Raw genomic sequence first — 24928 nt, forward strand, 5'->3', positions numbered from 1 at the left:
ACTGATATCGTTTTGGGCTTTTTTTATTTTATTGAGTCATGAACCATCAAGCGGTTTTTCCCGCTCCGTTTCGCGCTGTAGAGCGCTTCGTCTGCCTCATGCACAAGCTCTTTCAGCGACTTTTTTGTTTCTGTCGTCCAGCAGGAGATACCGCAGGAAATGGTTACCTCGGGTTTCGTATTTTTTCTGACCGCGTAAACCAGCCGCTCGGTAATCCGTTTCCCCACTGCAACCGGCACATTTGGCAAATAAATCGCCAGCTCCTCTCCTCCCCAGCGGGCACCGACATCATGCTTTCGGATGTTGCTTTTAATCACTGAAGCGACTTGAATTAAAATCTCGTCCCCAGTCTGATGGCCGTACGTATCATTTACATTCTTAAAATTATCAATATCAACAAGAATAAAAACACCCTTTTGGTGGATTTTCATGCTGTATTGAATTTTTTCATCTAAATACGCTCGTGAATACAGTTCAGTCAGCTGATCTGTTTTCACGAGATGCTCAAGGCGGTCGCGAAGCATTGAATTGGTTACAGCCAGTGTCGCGTGATGAATCAGCGCCTGAAACAGCTTGTACATTTCAAATGTAAAAGCGTACAGCTCCTGTTTCAATAAAACCGCAAAGCCTAAAAGCCGGTCGTTTTGAATCATCGGAGCAGCCATCAGCGAGCCGTACCCCACCTTCCCAAAAACAGACTGGCCATTCCCGATGAAAACCCCTTTTTCACCTTCATACAGCTTTTCTTTCAGCTCATTATAAAAATCTGACGGCTTCGCTTCTTTAAAAAATGCTGTGCTGCCTGGAAGCAATGTTAGGTTTTCAAAATGGTCTATATGAAAAAATCCCACTTCTTCTGCCTGAAATGATTCTGCCATTCTCACAGCCAGATCATTCATTGTATCAGTCAATGTCATCCGCTGATTCAGGCGTCGTGATGTCTCATTAATCAATTCCAAATTTGCGATGCTTGCTTTGGATTGTTCGTAGAGCTGGGCATTTTCAAACGCTTTTCCCGCGGCGTTTGCTAACAGCGACATTTCATCAAGGCAGGCATCAGTAAGAAAGCTGTCACCCGTTCCTTCAGCCTTCAACACCCCGTATGTGCCCTGCTGTCCTTTGATCGGAATATAGGCGACAGATTCATTTTTCCGCAAAATGTCTCCGGACAAATACACTTTGAGCGCAAAGGAATCGGATTTTTCCCCTTCCATATACAGCTCTTTTGCAGGAATCCCTAAACATTGGTCTTGATCGTGCGATATAAATAAAGAAAACTCAAAAAGAGAAAATGTGCTTGTCAAGCTTTCTAAAAGCTGCTTCAGCACATCTGTCTGATCAAGCAGTGAATGGAACAGCTCTGTCATTTTGTATATCTTTTTTTGGTAGATCGTTTTGTTATAGAGTCTTTCCTGTTTCATCGACTGGTTTAAAAATGAAGCAACCACGTCCGGAAGCCCTTCAGGAATCTCTTCATCCTGCCTGCATGCAAGATGGAAACGCCTGCCGGAGCCGTCCTCAATCAGGTAACATGAAGCGTTTATTTTCGAAGCGGAAAAACGCGCTTCACCATCTGCCAGTTTTGTCACAAAGTCTGATGATGACGGTGTAAGCGAAACACAAAGGGTTGAAAAATAGGTTTGAATAGCCGAAGTCAGCCATATGAAAGAGTCGGTGAATGTGACTTTTTCAGATTTGGTTAATAAAAAATCGAGCATATGATAATGAAAGGCGGATAATTGATCTTTAGTTTGTTCTACCATGTTTTTATCACCTAAAAGTTTACCACTAATTTTTGTTTATTATATCATAAACGGTGAAGCAATAATGGAGGAATGGTTGACTTCAAAACAAATAAATTATATAATGACCTTTGTGTGAAATATTGCAGCCTTTTTGTTCAGCTTCTATGTTTTCATTTTGTTCCTTATCGATAAGGTGTATCGTGTAACTCTCTGCTGCTGGAGCGAGGATACATGAAAACAAAATGTGCATGGTCGAATAGAGCAGACGGTTTTTATTTTCCACAAAAATAAAACCAAAGGAGGAGTCACATTATGGCTCGCTATACAGGTCCATCTTGGAAACTGTCCCGCCGTCTAGGAATCTCTCTTAGCGGTACAGGAAAAGAATTAGAAAAACGCCCTTACGCTCCAGGTCCACACGGCCCAGGACAACGCAAAAAATTATCAGAATACGGTTTGCAATTGCAAGAAAAGCAAAAGCTTCGTCACATGTACGGTGTAAACGAACGTCAATTCCGCACTTTGTTTGACAAAGCTGGCAAACTAGCTGGTAAACACGGTGAAAACTTCATGATTCTTTTAGATTCTCGTCTTGATAACGTTGTGTACAAGCTAGGTTTAGCACGTACTCGCCGTCAAGCTCGCCAATTGGTTAACCACGGTCACATTCTTGTAGACGGAAGCCGCGTTGACATCCCGTCTTACCTAGTGAAACCTGGTCAAACAATCGGTGTTCGCGAAAAATCAAGAAACCTTTCTATCATCAAAGAATCTGTTGAAGTGAACAACTTCGTTCCTGAATACCTTACTTTCGACGCTGAAAAGCTTGAAGGTACTTTCACTCGTCTTCCTGAGCGTTCTGAACTTGCTCCGGAAATTAACGAAGCGCTTATCGTTGAGTTCTACTCTCGTTAATCGTTTTAAAAACCCCTGCCGCTATGCGGTCGGGGTTTTTTTATCGTCTGTTTCGTCATTCGCCTCTTGCTGGCCAACACTATCTTGCGCCTGCTGCTCCCAATGATCCCGCTGCAGCCGTTCTTTTGCAATCGTACACATGAGATTCACGCTTTAGCGCTCCTTTCATTTAAAAGGTGGTGATTGGTCGTGTTTGCCCTATCTAATATACTCTTTTCCTTTCATTCCTATGCGGTAAACAAAAAGATCCTTTGCCTTCAGTGGCAAAGGATCTTTTTCTTATTTATACGTCACAAGGAAGTATTTTTTCTTCCCGCGGCGCAGAACAGTAAATTGGTTTTCGATGCGGTCTTCACCTGATAGGGTATAATTTATTTCCGTCTGGCGTTCACCGTTAATGTAAACAGCTCCGTTTTGGATGTCTTCACGCGCTTGGCGTTTAGAAGGAGATAATTTAGATTGCACCAACACATCTACAAGTGAAAGCTCTTGGGTGCTGTCAACTTCCATAGAAGGAACATCTTTAAAGCCTACTTTTACGTCTTGAGCAGAAAGCTCTTTAATATTGCCGCTGAACAGCGCTTGGGAGATGTTGATGGCTTGCTCCAGCGCCTCGCGTCCGTGAACAAGTGATGTCACTTCTTCTGCCAGGCGTTTTTGCGCTTCACGTTTTTCTGGCGCCGTTTCTGTTTTTTCAGCGTATGCTTCAATTTCCTCTTTTGAAAGGAACGTGAAGTATTTCAAGTATTTGACAACGTCACGGTCGTCTGTGTTGATCCAGAATTGATAGAATTCATATGGCGATGTTTTTTCTTTATCAAGCCAGATCGCGCCGCCTTCCGTTTTTCCGAACTTCGTGCCGTCTGCTTTTGTGACAAGCGGAATCGTTAGGCCGAACGCTTTTGCTCCTTCTTCTTCTGATTTTCTGATCAGTTCAAGACCCGCTGTGATGTTGCCCCACTGATCGCTTCCGCCGATTTGCAGTTTACAGTTTTTGTCTCTGTAAAGATTTAAGAAATCATAAGATTGAAGAATCATGTAGCTGAATTCCGTGTACGAGATGCCGGATTCAATTCTTGAGCTGACCGTATCTTTTGCCAGCATGTAATTGATGCCGAAATTTTTACCAACGTCACGAAGGAAATCGATCACATTCATTTTGCCGATCCAGTCAAAGTTGTTCGCGATGACAGCTGGGTTTTCTGCTGCTTCAAAATCTAGAAATCTGGACAGCTGGTTTTTGATTTTTTGGGACCATTCGGATACGATGTCAGCAGTGTTTAATGTACGCTCTGCTTTTTTTCCGCTTGGATCACCGATGAGGCCCGTCGCGCCGCCCACAAGCGCAATCGGATGATGCCCTGCAAGCTGAAAACGACGAAGTGTTAAAATAGGCAGCAGGTGTCCGATATGCAAGCTGTCTGCTGTAGGGTCAAAGCCTGAGTACAAGCGGATTTTTTCTTCATTCAGCTGTTTATTCAACCCTTCTTCATCTGTCATTTGCTGAATCAATCCGCGGAAGGATAAGTCTTCAAGTAAGTTAGTCATAAGATAAAGCTCCTTTTTTAATTAAAATAAAAAACGCCCCTTCGTTTACACGAAGGGACGATTGATTATCGCGGTACCACCCTACTAATAAGAGAATGCAAACATTCGTCTTATCACTTTGCCTGATAACGGATCAGGTCCGTTCTTTCACTACTGAAAGCCTGGCCGGCTTTGTTTGCAAAAGCGGTTCATGAGTGTATTCGATATATCCGTCTGTGCTGATTTTCACCGGCCATCAGCTCTCTGGAACGTAAGGATATTCTACTTGTCTCAATCTTTACCTTTTCATATGAAGCTATATCATTTTTAACATAAATAAAATCCTGTGTCAACGCCGCCTTTTAATCCTCCATTGTTGACAGATCTCCAGCCGGCAGATTAAGCTCCCATGCCTTCAGCACGCGCCTCATGATCTTTCCGCTTCGGGTTTTCGGAAGCTTATCTTTAAATTCGATCTCACGCGGAGCCGCATGAGCTGCAAGACCCTGCTTTACAAATAGGCGGATCTCTTCTTTCAGTTTATCAGACGGCTCAAATCCTTCCCTGAGTGCAATAAAAGCTTTAATGATTTCTCCACGCACCGGGTCAGGCTTTCCGATAACGCCTGCTTCTGCAATAGCCGGATGTTCGACAAGCTTGCTTTCCACTTCAAATGGGCCGACGCGCTCACCGGAGGTCATGATGACGTCATCAACTCTGCCTTGGAACCAAAAGTATCCCTCTTCATCCATGTAAGCAGAATCCCCAGACACATACCAGCCGCCCGGCATGAAATACGATTCATACTTTTCAGGGTTATTCCAAATGGTATGCATCATGGAAGGCCAGCCCTTTTTGATGGCGAGATTGCCCATTCGGTACGGCGGAAGCTCGTTGCCTTGATTGTCAACGATCGCTGCCTCCACTCCTGGAATCGGCTTACCCATTGAACCCGGTTTAATATCCATGCAAGGATAGTTGCAGATAAGCTGACTGCCCGTTTCTGTCATCCACCATGTATCATGAATTCGTTTGTTAAAAACTTTATGTCCCCATCTGATGACTTCCGGATTTAGCGGCTCACCGACACTGAGCACATGCCGGAGTGAAGTTAGATCATATTTCGCAGCCATTTCATCTCCCGCTCCCATCAGCATCCGAAAAGCTGTCGGCGCGCTGTACCAGACATTGACGCCAAGCTGTTCAATCGTTCCATACCAGCTTTCCGGGCTGAAACGTCCGCCGACGATGACATTTGTCGCTCCGTTCAGCCACGGTGCAAAAATGCCGTATACCGTACCTGTCACCCAGCCTGGATCAGCCGTGCACCAATAAATGTCTTCTTCCTTTAAATCAAGGACCCACTTTCCTGTTTGATATTGCTGAATCATCGCTTCATGGACATGCAGCACGCCCTTTGGCGTACCAGTGGAACCTGATGTATAGTGAAGCAGAAAGCCGTCTTTTTTATCCATCCATTCGATATCCAGTCTTGTGCTTTCCTGTTTCGCTGCTTCATCATAATTGATGATATTCGTGCCGCTCTCAGCCTCTCCCCCGACTACGAAGACATGCTGCAAGTGAGGCAGTTTGTCTACCGGTATTCTCTCCAGCAGCTCAGGTGTTGTGACAACAACCTTTGCCTCACTGTTTTCAAGCCGGTCTTTCACCGCTCCCTCCATAAATGCTTCGAACAGCGGCCCGGCGATGGCGCCAATTTTGATTGCGCCAAGCATAATAAAATAAAGCTCGGGTGATCTCGGCATAAAAATAAAAACGCGGTCCCCTTTTTCCACATTTCCATACCGTCTCAGCACATTCCCGGCTCTGTTTGATTCTTCCTTCATTTCTTTAAACGTGTATTTTTCATCCCTTTTTGCGTCTTTATAATAAAGCGCTACTTTGTTTTTTCGAAACGATTCGGCATGGCGGTCAATCGCTTCATACGCCGCATTCAGTTTCCCTGTCTCATGCCAAGAGAAATGTTTCTCCGCCTCGGCCCAATCAAAATGCCGGTACGTTTCTTCATAGTTTTTTAAGTTATGATCCCCCTCTATTGCTGGTAACGCTTTCAAATTCATGCCCAAACATCCCCCTTTGCTGAAGTTGTCACAATTATTATAGTATATATTCATATTCTTCTCAATTTTTAAAATATAAACCATGTTGAAAACGCTTTATAATTTGGTATTCTTAAAGAAGGCATGTATTTTTATAAGAATTGATGGGACGGTGAATTAGTGGAACATCATAAAACATACCATTCAGCAAACATCAAAACAGCAACCGGCTCTATACTGATAGAAGGGCCTGTCTCTCCAGAGGATTTGGCAGGTTATGAGTTTCATAAAGATTTAACCGCATTTCGCCCGCCTCGCGAGCAGCATGAAGCGCTAGTCGACATTGCAGGCCTTCCCGAAGGGCGCATTATTATTGCCAGAGACGGCCGAACCATTGTCGGCTATGTCACGTATTTATATCCTGACCCGCTCGAAAGATGGTCTGAAGGAAATATGGAAGATTTGATTGAGCTCGGAGCCATCGAAGTAGCGCCGGACTATCGGGGATGCGCTGTCGGAAAGACGCTCCTGACCGTCAGCATGATGGATGAACAAATGGAAAACTACATTGTGATGACGACAGAATATTACTGGCATTGGGATTTAAAAGGGATGAACAAAGATGTGTGGGAATACAGAAAGATCATGGAAAAGATGATGAATGCAGGCGGATTGGTCTGGTTTGCAACGGATGAGCCGGAGATCAGCTCCCACCCTGCAAACTGTCTGATGGCCCGCATTGGAAAAAACGTCAGCCAAGAATCAATTGAGCAATTTGACAGGCTCCGTTTTTATCATCGTTATATGTATTAACTGACACTGGCAAAGGGGAAAAAATAATGATTGTTGAGCAAATCATGAAAAGAGATGTCATTACATTAACGAAGACAGATACGCTTGAAACAGCCATATGCAAACTGAAGGAATTCCATATCAGACATCTGCCTGTTGTAGATGAAGAACGACACGTGATCGGCATGATTACAGACAGAGACATGAAACAGGCCAGCCCGAGTATTTTTGAAGAAAACAAACGAAGCCTATTTCTCACACGAAGCGTAGATTCAATTATGAAAAAGGATGTTGTCTGCGCCCACCCGTTAGATTTTGTCGAAGAAATATCAGCCGTGTTCTACGAGCATGGCATCGGCTGCCTTCCAGTGGTGCACCATCAAAAATTAATAGGCATTTTAACAAAAACCGATTTGCTGCGGACGTTTGTCAAATTGACAGGCGCTGACCAGCCGGGATCGCAAATTGAGATAAAAGTAAACGACATCACCAAAAGCCTCGCTGAGATCAGCAGTCTTTGCCAAGACCTTCAAGTGAAAATATTAAGCGTGCTTGTTTATCCGCATGACGATCCCGGTGTAAAAGTGCTTGTCTTCCGTGTAAAAACGATGAATCCGCTGCCGTTTTTGCAGGCATTACAAAGAAATGGACACCACGTCGTATGGCCGTCAGAGCAAAGGGATCTGCTATGAGAGACAGTGTATTTATCTATTCTCCATCCTACCAAACCTATATGTTTCATCAGGAGCATCCCTTTAATCAGCAGCGGGTTCTGTTAACATATGATTTGCTTAAGACGATCAATGCCTTTGATGATGGAGACATTGTCACCCCCAGACTCGCTTCAGAAGAGGAGCTTTCCCTTGTCCACACGGACGATTACATTCAGGCCGTAAAGCTTGCGGGCGCCGGAAAGCTTCCCGCTGAAGAAGGAGAAAGCTACGGGCTCGGCACTGAAGACACACCCGTCTTTGCCGGCATGCACGAAGCGGCATCACTCTTGGTCGGCGGCACTTTAACGGCCGCAGACTGGGTCATGTCAGGACAAGCCCTGCATGCGGCAAACCTTGGTGGAGGGCTTCATCATGGCTTTCGCGGGAGAGCATCAGGATTCTGCATATACAACGACAGCGCTGTGGCGATTCAATATATCCAGAAAAAATATAGCGCCAGAGTGCTTTATATTGATACGGACGCCCACCACGGGGACGGTGTGCAATTTACATTTTACGATAATCCTGACGTATGCACGCTGTCCATTCATGAAACAGGAAGGTATTTATTCCCTGGAACCGGCCAGATCCAAGAAAAAGGCAGCGGAAAAGGATATGGCTATTCCTTTAATATCCCGCTTGACGCTTTTACAGAGGATGATTCTTTTCTTGAGGCTTACCGGACAGCAGCTTCAGAAGTCGCCGCGTATTTCGAGCCTGATGTCATTATCAGCCAAAACGGCGCCGATGCCCATTACTACGACCCGCTGACGCATTTATCAGCAACAATCAATATATACGAAGAAATCCCCCGTCTTGCACACACTTTGGCTCATCAATATTGCGGAGGGAAATGGATTGCAGTCGGAGGGGGCGGATATGATATTTGGCGTGTCGTGCCCCGCGCCTGGGCCAGAATATGGCTTGAAATGAAGGGAATTGATCCGGGACACGAGATCCCGCCGGAATGGATTGCTAAATGGCAAAAACAATGCCCCGTGGCCCTTCCGTCGAGCTGGAGCGATCCGGCTGATTTATATCCTCCGATTCCCCGCAAGCCTGAAATTACAGAAAAAAATGCCCAAACTGTCAGCAAAGCATTATATGCGATACGTTCTGAACAGCAAAGAACAAAGTAAAAAACGACCTTTACGAAGAGGTCGTTTTTGATTTTTTAATCACTATTTCCACACGCCGATTTTCCTTCATGTGTTCATTTGTCTTGTTATCCTTTACTGGCTTTGTATCCGCATAACCGACAGCAATAAAGCGCTTGGAGGGAAGCTTCTCTTTAGACGTGAAGTATTGAATAACCCCACTTGCCCGTGCTGCTGATAGCTCCCAGTTCGACGGGTATCGGTATGTCGAAATGTTTCGGCTGTCTGTATGTCCCTCCACCTGAATGTCATTTGGAATGGTTTGAAGAAGAACGGCAATTTGGTGAAGAAGTGTTTCGGCATTTTTCAGCACCTTTGCCTCACCTGTATCAAACAGCACAGCCTCCTGAAGAACGAGCACGACACCGCGTTCATCCCGTTTGGCTGTCATTTGGGCCTTCAAATGATTGTCTTTTATATATGTATTTACTTTCTTGAGAAGCTGATCCTGCTGATCCTCTTGCTTCTTCGTATCAGATGGGGATGTATTCTTTTTTTCTATGGATGTTTGGTCCGGCTGAAGCCCGTTGCCTTCCTTCTGGATCGAGTCCACTGCAGCTTTGAATTTTTGCAGATCGATTTGGGACATCGAAAAGAGTAAAATAAAGAACACAAGGATCAAGGTGATCAAATCTGTAAAGGTTACCATCCAGCTGAATGAAGATTGACTGTTTTTTCCGCTTCCATTCCTTCTTTCAAAACGTTCTCTTCTAAGCTTCATGTACAGATCCCTTTTTTGTTTTTACTTGTTTTGGCTGCTTCTGCCATTCTTCCCGTGAGCTGAAAACGACCAGCTGGCTTTCAAGGTTGCGCGGGTTTTTTCCGGATTGAACACCGATAATCCCTTCCACCATTACCTGCTTGATGAAAATTTCACTTTCTGTTTTCTCTTCAAGCTTAGCCGCGATCGGGTTGAAGACCATATTTGCCAGTAATGAACCATATAAAGTCGTCAGAAGCGCAATGGCCATATTTGGTCCAAGCATATGCGGGTCATTTAAGTTTTTGAGCATCAGCACAAGCCCGACGAGTGTTCCGATCATTCCCCATGCCGGAGCGAATTCTCCCGCTTTTTCAAAAACTCGCCGCCCTTTTCGGTGCCGTTCCTCCATTGCTGCGATTTCTGAATCCATGACGAGCCGAATCGTTTCTTCATCCCAGCCGTCAATCGCTAAAAGCAGCCCTTTTTTCAAGAATGGATCTTTGATTTCCCGAGCCTGATCATCCAATGATAAAAGCCCGTGTTTTCGCGCGTGATCGGAAAGGGAAACAAAGGTTTTCACAAGATCTTTCACATTGTCTTCCTGGCGGATGAATGCCTGCTTTAACACAGAGGGCGCTTTTTTCAGCTCTCTTGGCGGAAAACTGATAAAAACAGCGGCGCAAAGTCCCCCTGTTACGATGAAGAAAGAGGTCAGATCAAGAAAAGAGCGGAAACCGCTTACTCCCGATCCTGAAATAATCCCGATAACAATAATAATCGTTCCTAACACAAATCCAACAGGTGTAAGATAATCAAAACGTTTCATCATTTCTCCCCATGAAAAAAGCAAGAATTCACCATAAAGGTGAAGCTTGCTCTTTGTTTTTCTTATGACTTGGTTGACTTTCTAAGCTCTATACGGTGCGGCAGTTCGACGATATGCTCTTCAACCGGCTCTTTATTCATGAGCTTCGTCAGCAGTCTCATCGCAACGGCGCCGATATCATATGTCGGCTGAACAACTGTTGAAAGCTGAGGACGAACCATGAGGCTTAATCTTGTATTATCAAAACCGATAATGTCGAGATCCTCCGGAATGGATAAGCCCTGATCCTGAGCGGCATGGATAATGCCGAGTGCCATTTCATCAGTTGCAGAAAGAATGGCTGTCGGTTTTTTATCCAGGCTCATCAGATGCTGCAGTGCTTCGAGTCCGGAATCATATGTGTAATCCCCTTCAGCTACAAATTGTTCATTAAACGGAAGGTTCGCTTCTTCAAGCGCACGTTTGTAGCCTTGGAGTTTTTTCGAACGGTTGATCGGTTCTGCCATTGGTCCGGAAACGAACGCGATGTCTGTATGTCCTTTATCAACCAAAAGCTTCACGGCATCATAAATCGCCTGTTCGTAATCGATAGCGACTGACGGTGTTTCCTCCTGCTCTTCTACAGAAGCGGCAAGTACAATCGGCACTGGAGAACGCTTAAATTCCGCCACATGCTCGTCCGTAATGTTTCCGCCCATAAACACGATGCCGTCCACTTGTTTGCCGAGCATTGTGTTTAACAAGTGCAGCTCTTTCTCCATGTTTTGGTCAGAGTTGCTCAAAATAATATTGTATTTATACATTGTCGCGATATCTTCAATTCCGCGCGCAAGCTCTGAATAGAAAATGCTTGAGATATCGGGAATGATGACACCTACAGTTGTTGTTTTTTTACTTGCCAGCCCTCTTGCCACCGCGTTTGGACGGTAACCGAGACGTTCAATGGCTTCCAAGACTTTTTTCCTCGTTGTCGGTTTTACATTCGGGTTGCCGTTCACGACACGGGAAACGGTTGCCATGCTTACATTAGCTTCTCTCGCTACATCGTAGATCGTAATATTGCTCATCCTAAAACCACTCCTTTTACTGGATACACTTATCCTTATCTATAGCATAAACACTTTATGTAGAGAAATGTCATAATGTCCGAATTTATGTCGTTTATGATTTGTAAGCGTAAGTCAGTAGTGTACATTATTTTTCATTATTCATCAAATTTAATTACTTCTCATGAAATTATACACGTTTTTATAGATGATGAAAACGTATACTTGGTTTTTATAACTAAATAAACGAGAAAGCATAAAAAAAGGCCGCAGGCGCGGCCTTTTGGATTGTTCAATTAAGCGTTGACTTTCACCATTGGCTTCAGTTCATTCAGCCATTTTTCGAATTCAGGAATCGCCATTTGCTGAGCAGAGTCAGAAAGTGCGACTGACGGATCAGGGTGAACCTCAGCCATTACGCCATCAGCACCGATCGCTAAAGCGGCTTTAGCTGTCGGAAGCAAGAGGTCACGGCGGCCTGTTGAATGCGTAACATCAACAAAGACTGGCAAATGCGTTTCTTGTTTCAAAATCGGCACAGCTGAAATATCCAGCGTGTTTCTCGTTGCTGTTTCATATGTTCTGATTCCGCGCTCACAAAGGATAATTTGGTCATTTCCTTGTGACATGATGTATTCAGCAGCATTGATGAATTCAGAGATCGTTGCAGCAAGACCGCGCTTCAGAAGCACTGGCTTTTTCACGGCGCCGGCCGCTTTCAGCAATTCGAAGTTTTGCATGTTGCGCGCTCCGATTTGAATGACATCAATGTAGTCCAGCGCTTCTTCGATATGAGCCGGAGTTACGATTTCACTGATAACCGCCAGATCAAATTCATCCGCTACACGTTTTAAAATTTGAAGGCCTTCAACACCAAGCCCTTGGAAATCGTATGGGCTCGTACGAGGCTTAAAGGCTCCACCGCGCAAAATTTTAATCCCTTGTTTTTTCGCAGCTGCAGCGACTTCAGCTACCTGCTCATAGCTCTCTACCGCACATGGGCCGACAATGAATCTTTGCTGGCCGTCTCCGATTTTTTCGCCTTTGATATCAACAATTGTATCTTCAGGTTTTTTCTTGCGGGAGACAAGCAGCGCTTTGCTGTGATCTTCTTCCTGAAGCTCTAAACCGGCTTTGAATATCTCTTTAAAAATGTGCTGGATGGTTGAATTTTCGAACGGCCCGTCATTGTTTTCAATGATATTGTTTAACATTGTGCGTTCTCTGACAGGGTCAAATCGGTTGACACCCTGTGCTTCCTTCGCTTTACCGATCTCTTTTACAACATTGCCGCGTTCGTTGATTAATTTTAAAATTTGTAGGTTTAATTCGTCTGCTTTCTGCCTTAAAAGCTCTAACTCTGTGTTGCTCATTTTTTTCATCCTTTCCCTGCACATTCATTTTTTATTTTGTAGTTATCATGCATCTTACTATAAGTAATTCCAAATGGAAATACTGAAATACAAAAAATTTTATAAAAACTCTACTTTATTACCCAAACGCTTTTAAGTGATAAAGTAATCTATGAAGCTATCCTACATGATGTGAGGGCAATGTTCAAGGGTTTTTTACAAAAAAAAGCGCCAGATGATATCTGGACGCTTTTTTCTATGACAAATGCTGCTCAATAGCGGCTTCTGTAATTTGTGAATGTGAGGTATGCCATTTCACTTCACCGTTCTGGATGATGAATATCTGAGGGCTTTCATGCTTGACCCCATATGTTTCTGCAATGAAATTGGACAGCGGCCGGGCTTCTTGTACTTGAAGATAGTAAGCCGGCACATCCTCATGCTGATTTGCAAAGGCATCAAACTCATGAAATGCTGCCTGGCTGATCGGGCATGTGGTGCTGTGTTTCAAGAAGACGAAAACGCCTTCCTGTTCTGCAATCCGTTTAAATTCTTCCTCAGATTGAATAAGCTGTTTAGCCATGACTCAAGCTCTTCCTTCCCTGCTCAGCGATTCAACTGCTCAGCCTGTTTTTGTGCATCTTTCAGTTCGTCTTTTACATCTTCTTTCGTCTGGAGGACTTGATCTTTTGTTTCATCAGCTGCCTGCATCGCTTCTTCCCTCATATCTTGCATTGCAGTCGATGAATCCGTTTTGTCAGATTTGGAACGGTCTCTCAAATCCTTTACCTTGTTCATGATCTGTCCAGACTGATCCGCTACAAGCTGTGTGATGTTGGAAGTTTTGTCTTTTGCGATGCTGACATATTGCGTGCCTTTTTCCTTCGCATCTGCCGTCATTTTATCAGTTTTGTCCCGTAAGGCAACAGCCTGGCTGCCGAGATCGTCGCGAAGTTCTTTGCCTGATTTAGGCGCTAGAAAAAGAGCTGTAGTGGCACCGATGATTCCCCCGATTAAAGTTCCGATTAAAAAATCTTTACTATTAATTCCATCTTTGCTCATCATTATTCCTCCTCTTAGTATTTTTTTCTCTTACAGGGCTGATTTTTTCTTTTGCTTCCATTTCTCCCAAATTTCCATTGCTGCTTGACTCCAAGTGACAACTTGATTGATCTTATCTTGATTCTCTCTAACTGATGCCGATACAGACCCTGCCGCTTGTTTCATGGATGTATTGAACTGCTGTACAGAAGCTCCCACTCCTTGAACAGCATGAACGACCGTGTTCAGCTTTTCTGATTTTTCCTGAATATCTTCAGCCAGGCGGTTGGTCTTATGTAAAAGCTCGGCTGTTTCAGTTGTGATGCCCTTCATTTGTCCCTCCAGCCCTTCAAGAGTGGATGCGACGTTTTTTAGTGTCAGCTGCAGTGACTTCAATGTTTTAGACAAGTAGATCACTAATACGAGAAATGCAACTGCGATGAGTGCAACGCTCAAATAAAGAATAATAATCATCTCAAACCTCCTTGCTGCAGGATATACTGCTGTTTACCCGTTTTCTTCAATCATAAACATGTGTACTGGGCTGTATACATACTATTCTCCGTTATGTAAGAAAATCCTTTAATAAGCTTTTCCATCAGATAAATAAAAAGCAGTGAGATCACTGCTTTTTATTATGCCATGACGTTTTCGTAGGCTCTCATATATTTTTGGATATCTCCTGCTCCCATGAAGATGAGAACGGCTTTATCATGAGCTTTTAAAACAGATGTGTCATCTTCTTCAATCAGCTTGGCATTATGAATTTTTCCCTGGAGATCGCCGATCGTCAGCTTTCCGGCATTCTCACGGGCTGAGCCGAAAATATCGCATAAATACACACAGTCAGCGCCGCTCAGGCTTTCTGCAAATTCGTCAAGGAACTGCTGCGTCCGTGTAAATGTATGAGGCTGGAATACTGCGACAATTTCCCGATCAGGATACTTCTGTCTAGCCGCCTCGATTGTCACTTTTATTTCTGTCGGATGATGGGCATAGTCATCAATCAGCACTTGATCCCCAAGCTGCTTCTCATTGAATCTGCGTTTGACGCCCCCAAAGGATTTGAGAGCATGCTTAATGATGCTGGAATCAATTTCTTCATAATGGCATAACGCAATGACCGCCAATGAGTTTAATACATTGTGGTGGCCGTACGCAGGAATATAAAACGTATCATAGAACGTATTGCGGACAAAGACATCAAAAGTTGTCCCTTCCGTGCTTTTTACGATGTTTCTGGCTTGAAAATCATTTTCTTCCCCCGTGCCGTAATACACAACCGGGACGTTCGCATGGATTTTCGGCAGATGCTCATCGTCTCCGCAGGCAATAATGCCTTTGTTGACTTGAAGAGCCATCTCTTGGAAAGCGTCAAATACATCGTCAATGCTTGAGAAGTAATCAGGGTGATCAAAATCAATATTCGTCATAATCGCATAATCTGGCTGATAGCTTAAGAAATGGCGGCGGTATTCGCACGCTTCAAACACAAAGTATTCGCTGTTTTCATTTCCCTGGCCTGTTCCGTCTCCGATTAAGAAAGACGTCGGTTTTGCGTTTTGGATCACGTGAGCCAGCAGACCCGTAGTCGACGTTTTGCCGTGTGCGCCCGTAACGGCAACACTCGTGAATTTTTTCATGTAGTCGCCTAAAAACTTATGATAACGTATCACCGGAATTCCCTCAGACATCGCTTTTTCTATTTCAGGATGCGTGTCTGGGAATGCGTTTCCGGCGATGACTGTCATGCCGGGTTTAATATTTTCCGCGCTAAAAGGAAGAATCGTAATATTTCTTTTTTCAAGCGCTGTTTGCGTAAAAATAAATTTTTCGATATCCGATCCTTGGACAGTATATCCATTATCATGAAGTATTTGGGCAAGCGGACTCATACCGGTCCCTTTTATTCCAACAAAATGATAAACAGTCATAATTGTACCTCCAACAAACGTCTATCTGTTCCCCAGTATATGACGCTCATTTCAATTTGCGACCGCGGCGGCTGAAAAGCCTCCCTTAGCGGCGTATTTTATATGTTTTGTTATGTTTAGTATCAGGTTATTTCTTTCCGATTAAACCCAGATATCAAGATTTGTCTATGCACAGCTGCTGTAAAGCGGCATAGCTGTTAAATGCTCTAAACACTATCATACCATGTTTGGTGTGAAAATGAACCCATATTATTCGTTTATTAAATCACTTGCTGTGATCAGCACCTCCCGAGGCTTGCTTCCTTTTGCCTCAGAGATCATGCCTTCCGCTTCCATCATGTCGATCAGCCTTGCCGCACGATTGTAACCGATTCTGAATCTTCTTTGCAGGCTTGAAGTGCTCGCACTGTTTTGCTCTACAACAAACTCACACGCTTCGTAAAACAGTTCGTCCTCTTCTTTCAGGGCTGATCCTTGTCTTACGAGCTCTTCTTGTTCAAATAAATAGGTCGGCGGCATTTGGCTTCTGACGTGGGAAACGACGCGGTCGATTTCCCGGTCTGACACAAAGTTACCTTGCAGACGAACCGGTTTTCCCGATCCGTTTTCCAAAAAGAGCATATCCCCTTTTCCGAGAAGCTTTTCTGCACCGGCTATGTCGATAATTGTTCGGGAATCAACCTGGCTTGAAACAGAAAAGGCGATTCTCGTTGGGATATTCGCCTTTATCAGACCTGTAATGACATCGACTGACGGACGCTGAGTGGCGACGAGAAGATGGATACCGCACGCTCTGGCTTTTTGGGCGATCCGCGCAATGCTTTCTTCCACATCGTTTGGAGCCACCATCATCAAATCTGCAAGCTCATCAATAATGACAACTAAATATGGCAGCTTTTCACCCATTTGGTGTTCAGCGGTTAATTGATTAAAGCGGTCAATGTCGCGGACACCTGAATGGGCAAAAAGCTCATAGCGGCGCTCCATTTCCTCAACGACCCATTTCAAAGCAGCTGTAGCCGCTTTAGCATCAGTAATGACCGGGCTGACGAGGTGAGGAATTTTATTGTAAGGGGCCAGCTCTACCATTTTCGGATCAATCAGCAGCACCTTTACCTCACTCGGGTCAGCTTTATAAAGCAGGCTGACTAATATTGTATTGATGCATACGCTTTTTCCGGAGCCTGTAGCGCCGGCAATCAAGCCATGCGGCATTTTCTTCAAGTCGATAACAACAGGATTTCCTGAAATATCTAATCCCAGCGCAGCTGTGAGCGGTGACTTGCTTGTCCTGAAAGCTGAGCTGCGAATCATTTGGCGCAAATCAACCACCTTGCTCGTGCGGTTCGGCACTTCAATTCCGATCGTGTTTTTCCCCGGAATCGGCGCTTCAATCCGAATATCTCTCGCTGAGAGACTGAGTTTAATATCATCGGACAAGTTGGTGATTTTATTCACCTTTACACCTGGTTCAGGATGCACTTCAAATCTCGTGACAGACGGACCCTGGGTTACATGGACCACATTGGCGCGGACATTGAAGTTTTTCAAGGTCAAATCAAGAAGCTGACGCTGTTCTTCGATCCACGCAGTATCATCTTGAACCTGCGCTGGCGGGACATCAAGCAGTGCAACATTCGGAAATACATAGCTGCCGCGGCGCTCCTCTGCTTTTTGCTGTTTATGCGTATCTCTTTTCAGCATCATCACATTAAAAGGAACGGATGGCCCTTTTTGAGAAGATGCGCTTTGTTCAGTCCTTTTCTCCTGTACATCAGGCCTTTTTTTCGGCTCTTCTGAAGCTTCGCGAGGTTTGTCTGCGCGAATTCCCTGCCGATTTTCAAGAGTTGCAGAAAACGATTTGGAACCCTGCTCCATGTGTTCAGTTTTCTCAAGCTCTGTATGGCTGTCTGGCTGAACATCTATCTTCGTTTCCTGAGCCTCTCCCAGGGTGTCATAATGATTATTTATTATGCTTTCTGATGGCTCTTCTGATTCTTTTGCCACAGTTTCTGCTTGAGCCAGAGCCTCTGATGAATACTCATGATCAGTCAATAAAGGCTCTTCCTGACGAATGTCCATTTGTTCTTCTTGAACGAACGGGGACTCAGCACCTTCTGCCGCGTTTTCATGATGATTGTATACTGGGCTGTCTGACGGCTCTTTTGCTTTTTCATCCTCAGATACTGCCGCTGTCTGAGATTCAGGAGCTGTTTGCTCTTCATCAAGTTCAGCGGAGAAAACAGGCTCTTCAAATTTCTCTGACTGCTGCTCCCTTTGTTCTTCCTTAGCCGTTGCAGGCTCTTCGCGGCCTACTTCACTGTCTGAAAGCCCTTCAGCCGCCGTATCTGTGAGCATCTCAGGCGGTGTTTGCTCTTCGGCATGTTCAGCTGGGAAGGAAGGCTCCTCTTTTTCCGGCTGTTGAACGCCTGACTCAAATGGCACTTTGTTACCTGACGGCTCGGCTGGCCGTTTCGCCAGCGCCTCATCATGCTCCGTATCCTTTCTGTTTAAAACGCCAGAAGGCTGTTTTTCAAATTGGGTATCCGGGAAGAAAGGACTTTCTTTTTTGGAATGCGCCTGTGTGTCTGAAGCAGGATAGCCGCGTTCACGTTCGATCTCTTCTGACAGCAGTGTTACCTTCTCTTTTACCGATTTATCCGGTTCGTTCAATGTTTCAGAAGGCTTTTTCGGCACATCCTTTTTAACAGATGGTTTTTGATTGAATCCATAGACAGGCGAAGGGATATTTGTCGGTTTAAACGGTTTCTTCGCCGGCTCTGCTGCTTGATATGTATGCTGCTCTTCTTCATTTCTGGGACGCTTTCTGTAAGGTGCAGCACTTGGACGAGGCGCGGATTTCGGTTCGTCCGATGGTGTGCGGCGCCTTCTCAGGTCATGATTTTTGTATCCGTCAGGCACGACTGGAAAACGGAATTTGCCTTTTGGATATTCATAATATATTTTAGGATCTTCCAATCTTTTTAATTGTCCTTCAGGATGATGTACCTCTTGTTGCTGCGGAATTTGAGCGGGTTTTGTCTCCCGTTCAGCATCCTCTTCGCTTTCGCCTAAAAACAAATCAAAAAATTTATGAAGCCAACTCATAATTTATCTCTAACTCCCTTATAGTTTTCTGGGACGGTTTTTAGTATACCACTGCTGGTCGGCCCAGAAAAGATTAAGCTATCAGCAGAAACAAAGCCGCTAAACAAGGGCTTAGCGGCTTTTCACATGATTCGTTTTTTTTGGCGGATTTATGGGAGTCTAAAACTGAAATGCGTCTCCCGCCTCATAGTCTCCTTCTAACACAAGGATTCCTTTTTCAGCAGGGGCATCCGGCAAATCAAGCTCTTTCGCTGAGCAGATCATCCCGCTTGACGGAACGCCGCGAAGCTCTGCATCCTTAATGACAAGTCCGCTAGGCATCACAGCACCGACTTTGGCAACGACAACTTTTTGGCCTTTGTCAACGTTAGGCGCGCCGCAGACGATCTGAAGCGTTTCTTCTCCTACGTTGACTTTACATACGCTTAATTTATCCGCATTCGGATGTTTTTCTTTTGATTCTACATACCCCACAACAAACTTCGGAGATAAATCAACGACTAATGTTTCTTCAACGCCGTTTCTGTTTAAAATCTCATTCACATCTTGCACGAATGTTTCTGAGAGCGCAACAGGGCCGTTTTCATCAATGGTCAAGTAAGAAGACGCGTTGAAAATGTTGAAGCCCGTTGTTTCTTTTGTTTCGTTATTAAAAATTTTGACGACGTCGCCGTGTTTTTCGTAGCCTAATTGTTCGCGTGTCACATCTTGAAGAGAGATCAGGAGCGTGTCTCCCACACCTTCTTTATTATAAAAAGCGTTCATAAGTAAAAATCCTTTCTAATCCTTTTTCGGACGGCTTTTCGCCAGGATAAACACCGGTTCCAGCTTTCCTTCATTGTACAAAAATGATAGGGCGGTAATCGGGACGGTGCCGCCTGCAAAGAAGCTCATCGACATTTGTCCTAGAATATCATACCCCGATTCATTCCGGATGTCAGCAAGAATCAAAACGTCCTGATGAGGAACAGAGATCGCCAGCTCCCCTTCTGCATGCTGCTTATATTCATTTAAGATCGCTTCGTTCAAAATCCGGCTTGCGTCGTATCCGTCGTTTGCCCTGAAGAAATAAAAGTAATTGCCGGCAACCGTATCCTCTTTGACAACCGTCGGCAGGGAACGGAGATTAAATGCGGCCGTCTCTCTGATCCGCTCTTTTGTCCAGTTTTCTTTCTCAAGCATGCGCTGGTCAATTAAACGGTAGGTTTTCCCGAGATCAAGCGCGTAATAAATTCTTGTCTCTGCGGTATGATCGTCATAAATGAGCGGGATATCTTCACTGGACTTGTCCGGGAAGGAAGTCGAGCGGATGACCGGATAAATGCGAGTTTCTTTCCCGGTCATTTCCTGAGCCTTCCCTTCCATTGCCGTCATCGCTTCGGAGACATAGTACACGATCTCATCAATGGCTTCGTCTTTTTTCAGTTCCCATTTTGCAATAATCGGCGGCAAATCGAGTGTAATCCCTTTTTTAGTCGTTTGATCCTCAACACGGAGGGTGTCTTTTTCTCTGTCAAACAGAAAGGAGCGATTCTCGTGCTGAAGGCGCTGCTTCAGTATATCTGACAGCTTCCTTGAGGTCATTTTCAAACCGATGTCCTCCTTTACGCTTTAGCGAGAGAGTCTGTTAAAAACTGTTCAATTTCTTCTTTTGTTTTGCGGTCTTTGCTCACAAAACGATTTACTTCTTTTCCTTCATTAAACACCACAAAGCTTGGGATTCCGTAAATTTCCCACTCTGCACATGTATCAATGAATTTGTCACGGTCTACGTAGTAGTAGGTGAATTCAGGGAAATTCGCTTCCAATTCAGGCAGGAAAGGCTCTACAAAACGGCAATCCGGGCACCAATCGGCTGAAAACATAAATACAGACCAATCATCCTTTACCGCTTTTTCCAGCTCTTGAGTTGATTCAATTTTTTTCATTTCATATCCCTCCAGTTGTTTATGTTCTTACATGTTTTTTATCGATACTCGTCCATTTGGATCATACCAAACTGCTTGAGGCAAAACCACTTATATGCAACGAATGAATATGTAAGATTGGCTTTCCCATTATCATTATCATATTTTATTTGCATTATCAAGCTCGTTTCGTTTAACATCGTGTACATGAGGGTAAAATTTACAGATGGACATACATAAGGAGGGATTTTTATATGGAGTTTATCGTCTATTTAGCAGGAGAAATCCACAGCAATTGGCGCGAGGAAATTAAAGAGAAAACAAAATCACTGAAGCTCCCGATTACGTTTGTTGGCCCGATGGAGAATCATGACCGCTCAGACAATATTGGTGAAGAAATTATGGGCGTACAGCCAAATGCCGTTTTAAAGGATGACAAAGCCTCTGACATCAACAACTTCAGAACCGCCGTCCTGATGAATAAAGCAGACTTTGTGATCGCCCTGTTTGGCGAAAAGTACAAACAGTGGAACACGGCAATGGATGCATCATATGCGATCGCAAAAGGAAAACCCCTGATTATCATCCGGCCGGAATCGCTCCACCATCCTTTAAAAGAGCTTTCCAATAAAGCGAATATTACGGTTGAAACCGTTAACCAAGCCATTAAGGCCCTTTCCTATCTATTTGAAACAGAATAAGAAAAAAGCTTGTCGATCCGGGCTTACTGCTCGTTCAACAAGCTTTTATGAAACCTACATATTTTCTTTAATCGCATCCACCGTCTGCTTATCGCAGGCTGTTACAAGTTTGATGAGCATTTCTTTAGCAGCAGCATAATCATCAATATGAATGATAGAAGCGTTTGTATGAATATAGCGGGAACATATTCCGATAACCGCTGACGGCACACCGCTGTTCGAAATATGAACCTTGCCTGCGTCTGTTCCCCCGCCGGATACAAAATATTGATATGGAATATCATGCGTTTCAGCCATATCAAGAACGAATTCCCTCATTCCGCGATGCATGACTGTCGTTCTGTCAAGAATGCGCAGCAAAAAGCCTTTTCCAAGCTGGCCGAATTCATTTTTGTCTCCGCTCATATCGTTTGCCGGGCTGGCGTCAAGGGCGAAAAACAAGTCCGGTTTAATCATATGAGAAGCCGTCTGCGCGCCCCTTAGCCCTACTTCTTCCTGAACCGTTGCACCCGCATAGAGTGTATTCGGAAGCTCTTTACCGTGTAATTCCTTCAGAAGTTCAATGCTTAAGCCGCATCCATATCTGTTATCCCATGCTTTTGATAAAATTTTCTTTTCATTCGCCATCGTCGTAAACGGACAAACAGGCACGATCTGCTGTCCCGGTCTAATGCCGATTTTGATGGCGTCTTCCTTATCATCCGCTCCAATGTCGATCATCATGTTTTTGATATCCATCGGTCGGTTTCGCTGCGCATCTGTCAATAAATGCGGCGGTATGCTTGAAATCACACCCGGAACCGGCCCGTTATCTGTTTGAATTTCAACCCGCTGCGCAAGCAAAACTTGGCTCCACCAGCCTCCGAGCGTCTGGAATCTGAGCAGCCCGTTGTCTGTAATGGATGTCACCATGAAGCCGACTTCGTCCATGTGCCCGGCTACCATAATTCTCGGTGCGTCCTCTGCGCCTCGTCTGACTCCGAAAACACTTCCCAGTCTGTCCTGAACGATGTCATCGGCATATTTGGCTAGCTCCTGCTTCATAAAAGCACGAACCTGATGCTCATTGCCCGGCGCGCCGGGAAGCTGCGTCAGTGTTTGGAAAAGCGCTTTCGTTTCTTGATTCATGTTTTCCCCTCATTTCTATGTAGTCCTTTTATTTTATTAGAAACAATGAAGTTTTCCAAGCACCCTGACCCAATCTGCTCGATCAGCCGCGTATTGCTTAACAGGATTTGGCTGTTTCTGTATAATGAAAAGTACGATCAACCAGGAGGTGCTTTATTTTGAAATTGCGTCATCTTCTTTTAGGAGCAGGACTTGGAATTTGTACGGCTGTCGTTGTGAGACAATATGTGATGAAGCCTTATATTTCTTCAGAAAAAGCGCTTCGAATTGTAAAATCTGCTTTTAAGCAGCGGGGCCCGATTGACGGATCATGGATTTACACCCAGCCGGAGCCTTACAATATTAACGGAGAAACGGTACAGGTATACAAAACCGGCATTACACGATCAGCTTTCGGAGAATTAGAACAGTATGAAGTCATGGTGGATGCGAAAACGGGAGAAATTGTTGATGTCATTGATACAATCGCCTCTTAACACCGGACAAGCAAAAAATAGAAGCCGCTGCCAACGCAGCGGCTCTTTTTTATTATATCGCGCGAATCGGTTTGTATACCGGATACCACATCGCATCCTGCACTGCCTGTATAATGTCTTCAGGCTCTTCCGTAGCAACGCCTTCCTTCATCGCGGTTTTTGCAACTTCAACAGCAACGGTTGCCGAAACAGTGCGCAAATCTTCAACTTTTGGAAGCATCGGAGCGCCAGGCACCCCGACATTGACCATACCTGCGATTGCCCGGGCACATGCTTCAAACATGCCGTCGGTAATTAATTTTGATTTGGTAACAATCGTTCCAAGACCGAGACCAGGGAAGACAAGCGCGTTGTTTGCCTGCCCGATATGATACGTAACTCCGTTATATTCCACTGGTGGGAACGGGCTTCCTGTCGTGATCAGCGCACGGCCTTCTGTCCATTCGATTAAATCCTCCGGTTTTGCTTCAGAAAGAGTTGTCGGATTTGACATTGGCAAAATCGCCGGCCGTTTCACATGTGACGCCATTTCTTTTACAATTTCTTCAGTAAAAGCGCCGGAAACAGTAGATGTGCCGATCAGGATCGTCGGTTTCGCCTGCCGGACCACTTCAAGAAGATCAATGCCTCCGCCGTCTCCGTTCCGCTGATAATCCTTCACTTCATCAGCCGAACGAGCATATGGCTTCTGGAAATCAAGAAGCTGATCCATATCATCTGTTAACAGCCCGTTTCTGTCTATGCACCAGAAGCGCTTGTATGATTCTTCTTCACTCAGTCCCTCGCGCACCAATGCTTCCCGCAGCTGTTCGGCAATTCCGATTCCTGCTGTTCCCGCTCCGAATATAACAACTCTGTGATCCCTCAGCGGAACTTTAGACGCTTTTGCACAGGATAAGACTGCGGCCAAAGAAACAGCGCCAGTTCCTTGGATATCATCATTAAAGGTACACACTTTATCTTTATAGCGTTTCAAAATGCTTCGCGCGTTTTTCGCCCCGAAATCCTCCCAATGCAGCAATGCATTCGGAAATGTTTCTCTCGCCAGCGCCACGTAGTCGTCAATAAATTGGTCATAGCGTTCCCCGCGTACTCTGGAATGCTGGTTGCCGACATAAAGCGGGTCGTTCAAGAGGCTCTCCTGATTTGTCCCCGCATCTAAAACAACAGCCAGCACTCTGCTCGGATCAATGCCCGCAGCAGCCGTATAAACCGCCAGCTTGCCGATTGAAATCGCGATTCCTCCGACGCCCCAGTCACCGATTCCTAAAATTCCTTCCGCATCAGTTGCAACAATTAAATCGATCGTATCGCTTTGATCTTTATACTGTTTAAATGCTTCTTTCATACCGTCCGGGTCATCGATTGACAGATAGAGCCCTCGTGGTTTTCTGTATTCATGGCTGTATCTCTGGATTGCCGTTCCGACTGTCGGTGTGTAGACAATCGGGAGCATTTCCCCTAAATGGTCATTTAACAGGCGGTAAAACAGCGTTTCATTCCGATCGTGCAGCGCCGTTAAATAGACATTTTTGCTCAAATCGTCAGGCTGTGCGGAATATTGCTCATACGCTCTTTTCGCCTGATCATCAATTGTTAATACCTTGGGCGGCAGAAAGCCTTTTAAACCAAGTTCTTTTCTTTCTTCCTCAGTAAAAGCAACACCTTTGTTCAAAAAAGGAACAGAGAGCACTTCAAGGCCTCTTAATGTTGTTTGAATGTCTCCTTCGTTTGTTACTCTGAATTGTTTCACCCTGCCTCTTCCTTTCTGAGCATAATTAGTACTAGGTTTGCATT

Annotated in this window: 25 protein-coding genes and 1 other annotated feature; of the genes, 6 read left to right on the top strand and 19 right to left on the bottom strand. The window is 44.7% G+C overall.

The features are described 5' to 3' along the window. Nucleotides 1–23: 23 nt before the first annotated feature. The gene (locus tag MKX38_RS14955; RefSeq protein ID WP_339187597.1) at nt 24–1763 is read right to left on the bottom strand and encodes a diguanylate cyclase; all 1740 of its coding nucleotides are present in this window, start codon (nt 1761–1763) and stop codon (nt 24–26) included. A gap of 294 nt (nt 1764–2057) precedes the next feature. On the opposite strand from MKX38_RS14955, the gene rpsD reads away from it, so the two are divergent. Next, entirely contained in the window at nt 2058–2660 is a 603-nt protein-coding gene (gene rpsD, locus MKX38_RS14960; protein WP_003229304.1) for a 30S ribosomal protein S4, read from the top strand. 21 nt (nt 2661–2681) lie between these two features. On the opposite strand, the gene MKX38_RS14965 is transcribed toward rpsD, so the two are convergent. From MKX38_RS14965 to acsA, 3 genes are all read right to left on the bottom strand, one after another. Further along, nucleotides 2682–2810: a hypothetical protein gene (locus MKX38_RS14965; RefSeq protein WP_032722349.1), complete on the bottom strand. Its 129-nt coding sequence runs from the start codon at nt 2808–2810 to the stop codon at nt 2682–2684. A 129-nt stretch (nt 2811–2939) separates the two neighbouring features. Beyond that, nucleotides 2940–4208, bottom strand: a complete 1269-nt coding sequence (tyrS, locus tag MKX38_RS14970) for a tyrosine--tRNA ligase (protein WP_003229300.1) — start codon at nt 4206–4208, stop codon at nt 2940–2942. Between the two features lie 50 nt (nt 4209–4258). Next, nucleotides 4259–4495, bottom strand: a binding site (T-box leader). 54 nt (nt 4496–4549) lie between these two features. Next, a complete protein-coding gene (acsA, locus tag MKX38_RS14975; RefSeq protein WP_004399030.1) occupies nt 4550–6268 on the bottom strand; it encodes an acetate--CoA ligase in 1719 nt (572 codons plus the stop codon). Nucleotides 6269–6427: 159 nt separating this feature from the next. Here acsA and acuA point away from each other — a divergent pair, with 159 nt between their 5' ends. The 3 genes from acuA to MKX38_RS14990 are packed head-to-tail and all read left to right on the top strand — an operon-like array spanning nt 6428 to nt 8891. After that, on the top strand, nt 6428–7060 hold the full coding sequence (acuA, locus tag MKX38_RS14980; RefSeq protein ID WP_029726417.1) for an acetoin utilization protein acetyltransferase AcuA: 633 nt from the start codon (nt 6428–6430) through the stop codon (nt 7058–7060). Between the two features lie 26 nt (nt 7061–7086). Then, on the top strand, nt 7087–7731 hold the full coding sequence (locus MKX38_RS14985; protein WP_003229294.1) for an acetoin utilization AcuB family protein: 645 nt from the start codon (nt 7087–7089) through the stop codon (nt 7729–7731). Continuing rightward, the gene (locus tag MKX38_RS14990; RefSeq protein ID WP_015251447.1) at nt 7728–8891 is read left to right on the top strand and encodes an acetoin utilization protein AcuC; all 1164 of its coding nucleotides are present in this window, start codon (nt 7728–7730) and stop codon (nt 8889–8891) included. The genes MKX38_RS14985 and MKX38_RS14990 overlap by 4 nt, the downstream gene beginning before the upstream one ends. Before the next feature lie 10 nt (nt 8892–8901). Here the strand turns inward: MKX38_RS14990 and motS are convergent, their stop codons facing one another. From motS to MKX38_RS15055, 13 genes are all read right to left on the bottom strand, one after another. Further along, nucleotides 8902–9630 (bottom strand): flagellar motor protein MotS, encoded by a 729-nt coding sequence (gene motS / locus MKX38_RS14995; protein WP_339187600.1) that lies wholly within the window; start codon nt 9628–9630, stop codon nt 8902–8904. Then, the gene (motP, locus tag MKX38_RS15000) at nt 9620–10438 is read right to left on the bottom strand and encodes a flagellar motor protein MotP (RefSeq protein WP_014477672.1); all 819 of its coding nucleotides are present in this window, start codon (nt 10436–10438) and stop codon (nt 9620–9622) included. Before motP ends, motS begins: the two co-directional genes overlap by 11 nt. Nucleotides 10439–10500: 62 nt before the next feature. Then, on the bottom strand, nt 10501–11505 hold the full coding sequence (ccpA, locus tag MKX38_RS15005) for a catabolite control protein A (RefSeq protein ID WP_003229285.1): 1005 nt from the start codon (nt 11503–11505) through the stop codon (nt 10501–10503). A gap of 275 nt (nt 11506–11780) precedes the next feature. After that, the gene (locus tag MKX38_RS15010) at nt 11781–12857 is read right to left on the bottom strand and encodes a bifunctional 3-deoxy-7-phosphoheptulonate synthase/chorismate mutase (protein ID WP_003223454.1); all 1077 of its coding nucleotides are present in this window, start codon (nt 12855–12857) and stop codon (nt 11781–11783) included. A 235-nt stretch (nt 12858–13092) separates the two neighbouring features. After that, entirely contained in the window at nt 13093–13419 is a 327-nt protein-coding gene (ytxJ, locus tag MKX38_RS15015) for a bacillithiol system redox-active protein YtxJ (protein ID WP_003229280.1), read from the bottom strand. A 23-nt stretch (nt 13420–13442) separates the two neighbouring features. After that, a complete protein-coding gene (locus MKX38_RS15020; protein WP_004398549.1) occupies nt 13443–13898 on the bottom strand; it encodes a YtxH domain-containing protein in 456 nt (151 codons plus the stop codon). Between the two features lie 30 nt (nt 13899–13928). Continuing rightward, nucleotides 13929–14351, bottom strand: a complete 423-nt coding sequence (locus MKX38_RS15025) for a DUF948 domain-containing protein (RefSeq protein WP_003229276.1) — start codon at nt 14349–14351, stop codon at nt 13929–13931. Between the two features lie 161 nt (nt 14352–14512). Further along, nucleotides 14513–15811 carry a UDP-N-acetylmuramate--L-alanine ligase gene (murC, locus tag MKX38_RS15030; protein ID WP_003229274.1) on the bottom strand — a complete coding sequence of 433 codons (1299 nt, stop codon included), beginning with the start codon at nt 15809–15811 and terminating at the stop codon, nt 14513–14515. Between the two features lie 249 nt (nt 15812–16060). After that, nucleotides 16061–18919, bottom strand: a complete 2859-nt coding sequence (gene sftA / locus MKX38_RS15035; protein ID WP_305090979.1) for a DNA translocase SftA — start codon at nt 18917–18919, stop codon at nt 16061–16063. 159 nt (nt 18920–19078) lie between these two features. Next, entirely contained in the window at nt 19079–19684 is a 606-nt protein-coding gene (gene ytpR, locus MKX38_RS15040; RefSeq protein ID WP_076458270.1) for a YtpR family tRNA-binding protein, read from the bottom strand. 15 nt (nt 19685–19699) lie between these two features. Continuing rightward, the gene (locus MKX38_RS15045; protein ID WP_009967991.1) at nt 19700–20509 is read right to left on the bottom strand and encodes a DUF1444 domain-containing protein; all 810 of its coding nucleotides are present in this window, start codon (nt 20507–20509) and stop codon (nt 19700–19702) included. Nucleotides 20510–20523: 14 nt separating this feature from the next. Further along, nucleotides 20524–20847, bottom strand: coding sequence for a thioredoxin family protein (locus MKX38_RS15050; RefSeq protein ID WP_003229265.1), 324 nt, complete (start codon nt 20845–20847; stop codon nt 20524–20526). Nucleotides 20848–20885: 38 nt separating this feature from the next. Continuing rightward, entirely contained in the window at nt 20886–21002 is a 117-nt protein-coding gene (locus MKX38_RS15055; RefSeq protein WP_004399150.1) for a hypothetical protein, read from the bottom strand. A gap of 78 nt (nt 21003–21080) precedes the next feature. On the opposite strand from MKX38_RS15055, the gene MKX38_RS15060 reads away from it, so the two are divergent. Continuing rightward, nucleotides 21081–21527 (top strand): YtoQ family protein, encoded by a 447-nt coding sequence (locus MKX38_RS15060; protein ID WP_003229263.1) that lies wholly within the window; start codon nt 21081–21083, stop codon nt 21525–21527. Nucleotides 21528–21581: 54 nt separating this feature from the next. Here MKX38_RS15060 and MKX38_RS15065 read toward each other — a convergent pair whose 3' ends face one another. Continuing rightward, nucleotides 21582–22655 carry a M42 family metallopeptidase gene (locus MKX38_RS15065; protein ID WP_015251442.1) on the bottom strand — a complete coding sequence of 358 codons (1074 nt, stop codon included), beginning with the start codon at nt 22653–22655 and terminating at the stop codon, nt 21582–21584. A 158-nt stretch (nt 22656–22813) separates the two neighbouring features. Between MKX38_RS15065 and MKX38_RS15070 the strand changes: the two genes are divergently transcribed. Next, nucleotides 22814–23131 carry a PepSY domain-containing protein gene (locus tag MKX38_RS15070; protein ID WP_003229259.1) on the top strand — a complete coding sequence of 106 codons (318 nt, stop codon included), beginning with the start codon at nt 22814–22816 and terminating at the stop codon, nt 23129–23131. A 52-nt stretch (nt 23132–23183) separates the two neighbouring features. Here the strand turns inward: MKX38_RS15070 and MKX38_RS15075 are convergent, their stop codons facing one another. Continuing rightward, a complete protein-coding gene (locus MKX38_RS15075) occupies nt 23184–24884 on the bottom strand; it encodes an NAD-dependent malic enzyme (RefSeq protein ID WP_003229258.1) in 1701 nt (566 codons plus the stop codon). Between the last annotated feature and the right edge of the window lie 44 nt (nt 24885–24928).

Origin of the sequence: Bacillus sp. FSL M8-0025 (assembly GCF_037975475.1) — a bacterium.
GTDB lineage: Bacteria > Bacillota > Bacilli > Bacillales > Bacillaceae > Bacillus > Bacillus subtilis.

Coding starts and splice junctions, on each gene's coding strand:
- MKX38_RS15025 (WP_003229276.1), bottom strand. CDS start 14,351: ATGATTATTATTCTTTATTTGAGCGTTGCACTCATCGCAGTTGCATTT.
- MKX38_RS15010 (WP_003223454.1), bottom strand. CDS start 12,857: ATGAGCAACACAGAGTTAGAGCTTTTAAGGCAGAAAGCAGACGAATTA.
- MKX38_RS14985 (WP_003229294.1), top strand. CDS start 7,087: ATGATTGTTGAGCAAATCATGAAAAGAGATGTCATTACATTAACGAAG.
- ccpA (WP_003229285.1), bottom strand. CDS start 11,505: ATGAGCAATATTACGATCTACGATGTAGCGAGAGAAGCTAATGTAAGC.
- MKX38_RS14990 (WP_015251447.1), top strand. CDS start 7,728: ATGAGAGACAGTGTATTTATCTATTCTCCATCCTACCAAACCTATATG.
- motP (WP_014477672.1), bottom strand. CDS start 10,438: ATGAAACGTTTTGATTATCTTACACCTGTTGGATTTGTGTTAGGAACG.
- murC (WP_003229274.1), bottom strand. CDS start 15,811: ATGACTGTTTATCATTTTGTTGGAATAAAAGGGACCGGTATGAGTCCG.
- ytxJ (WP_003229280.1), bottom strand. CDS start 13,419: ATGGCTAAACAGCTTATTCAATCTGAGGAAGAATTTAAACGGATTGCA.
- MKX38_RS15050 (WP_003229265.1), bottom strand. CDS start 20,847: ATGAAAAAAATTGAATCAACTCAAGAGCTGGAAAAAGCGGTAAAGGAT.
- MKX38_RS14955 (WP_339187597.1), bottom strand. CDS start 1,763: ATGGTAGAACAAACTAAAGATCAATTATCCGCCTTTCATTATCATATG.
- ytpR (WP_076458270.1), bottom strand. CDS start 19,684: ATGAACGCTTTTTATAATAAAGAAGGTGTGGGAGACACGCTCCTGATC.
- tyrS (WP_003229300.1), bottom strand. CDS start 4,208: ATGACTAACTTACTTGAAGACTTATCCTTCCGCGGATTGATTCAGCAA.
- MKX38_RS15055 (WP_004399150.1), bottom strand. CDS start 21,002: ATGCAAATAAAATATGATAATGATAATGGGAAAGCCAATCTTACATAT.
- MKX38_RS15060 (WP_003229263.1), top strand. CDS start 21,081: ATGGAGTTTATCGTCTATTTAGCAGGAGAAATCCACAGCAATTGGCGC.
- sftA (WP_305090979.1), bottom strand. CDS start 18,919: ATGAGTTGGCTTCATAAATTTTTTGATTTGTTTTTAGGCGAAAGCGAA.
- motS (WP_339187600.1), bottom strand. CDS start 9,630: ATGAAGCTTAGAAGAGAACGTTTTGAAAGAAGGAATGGAAGCGGAAAA.
- MKX38_RS15065 (WP_015251442.1), bottom strand. CDS start 22,655: ATGAATCAAGAAACGAAAGCGCTTTTCCAAACACTGACGCAGCTTCCC.
- acsA (WP_004399030.1), bottom strand. CDS start 6,268: ATGAATTTGAAAGCGTTACCAGCAATAGAGGGGGATCATAACTTAAAA.
- rpsD (WP_003229304.1), top strand. CDS start 2,058: ATGGCTCGCTATACAGGTCCATCTTGGAAACTGTCCCGCCGTCTAGGA.
- MKX38_RS15020 (WP_004398549.1), bottom strand. CDS start 13,898: ATGAGCAAAGATGGAATTAATAGTAAAGATTTTTTAATCGGAACTTTA.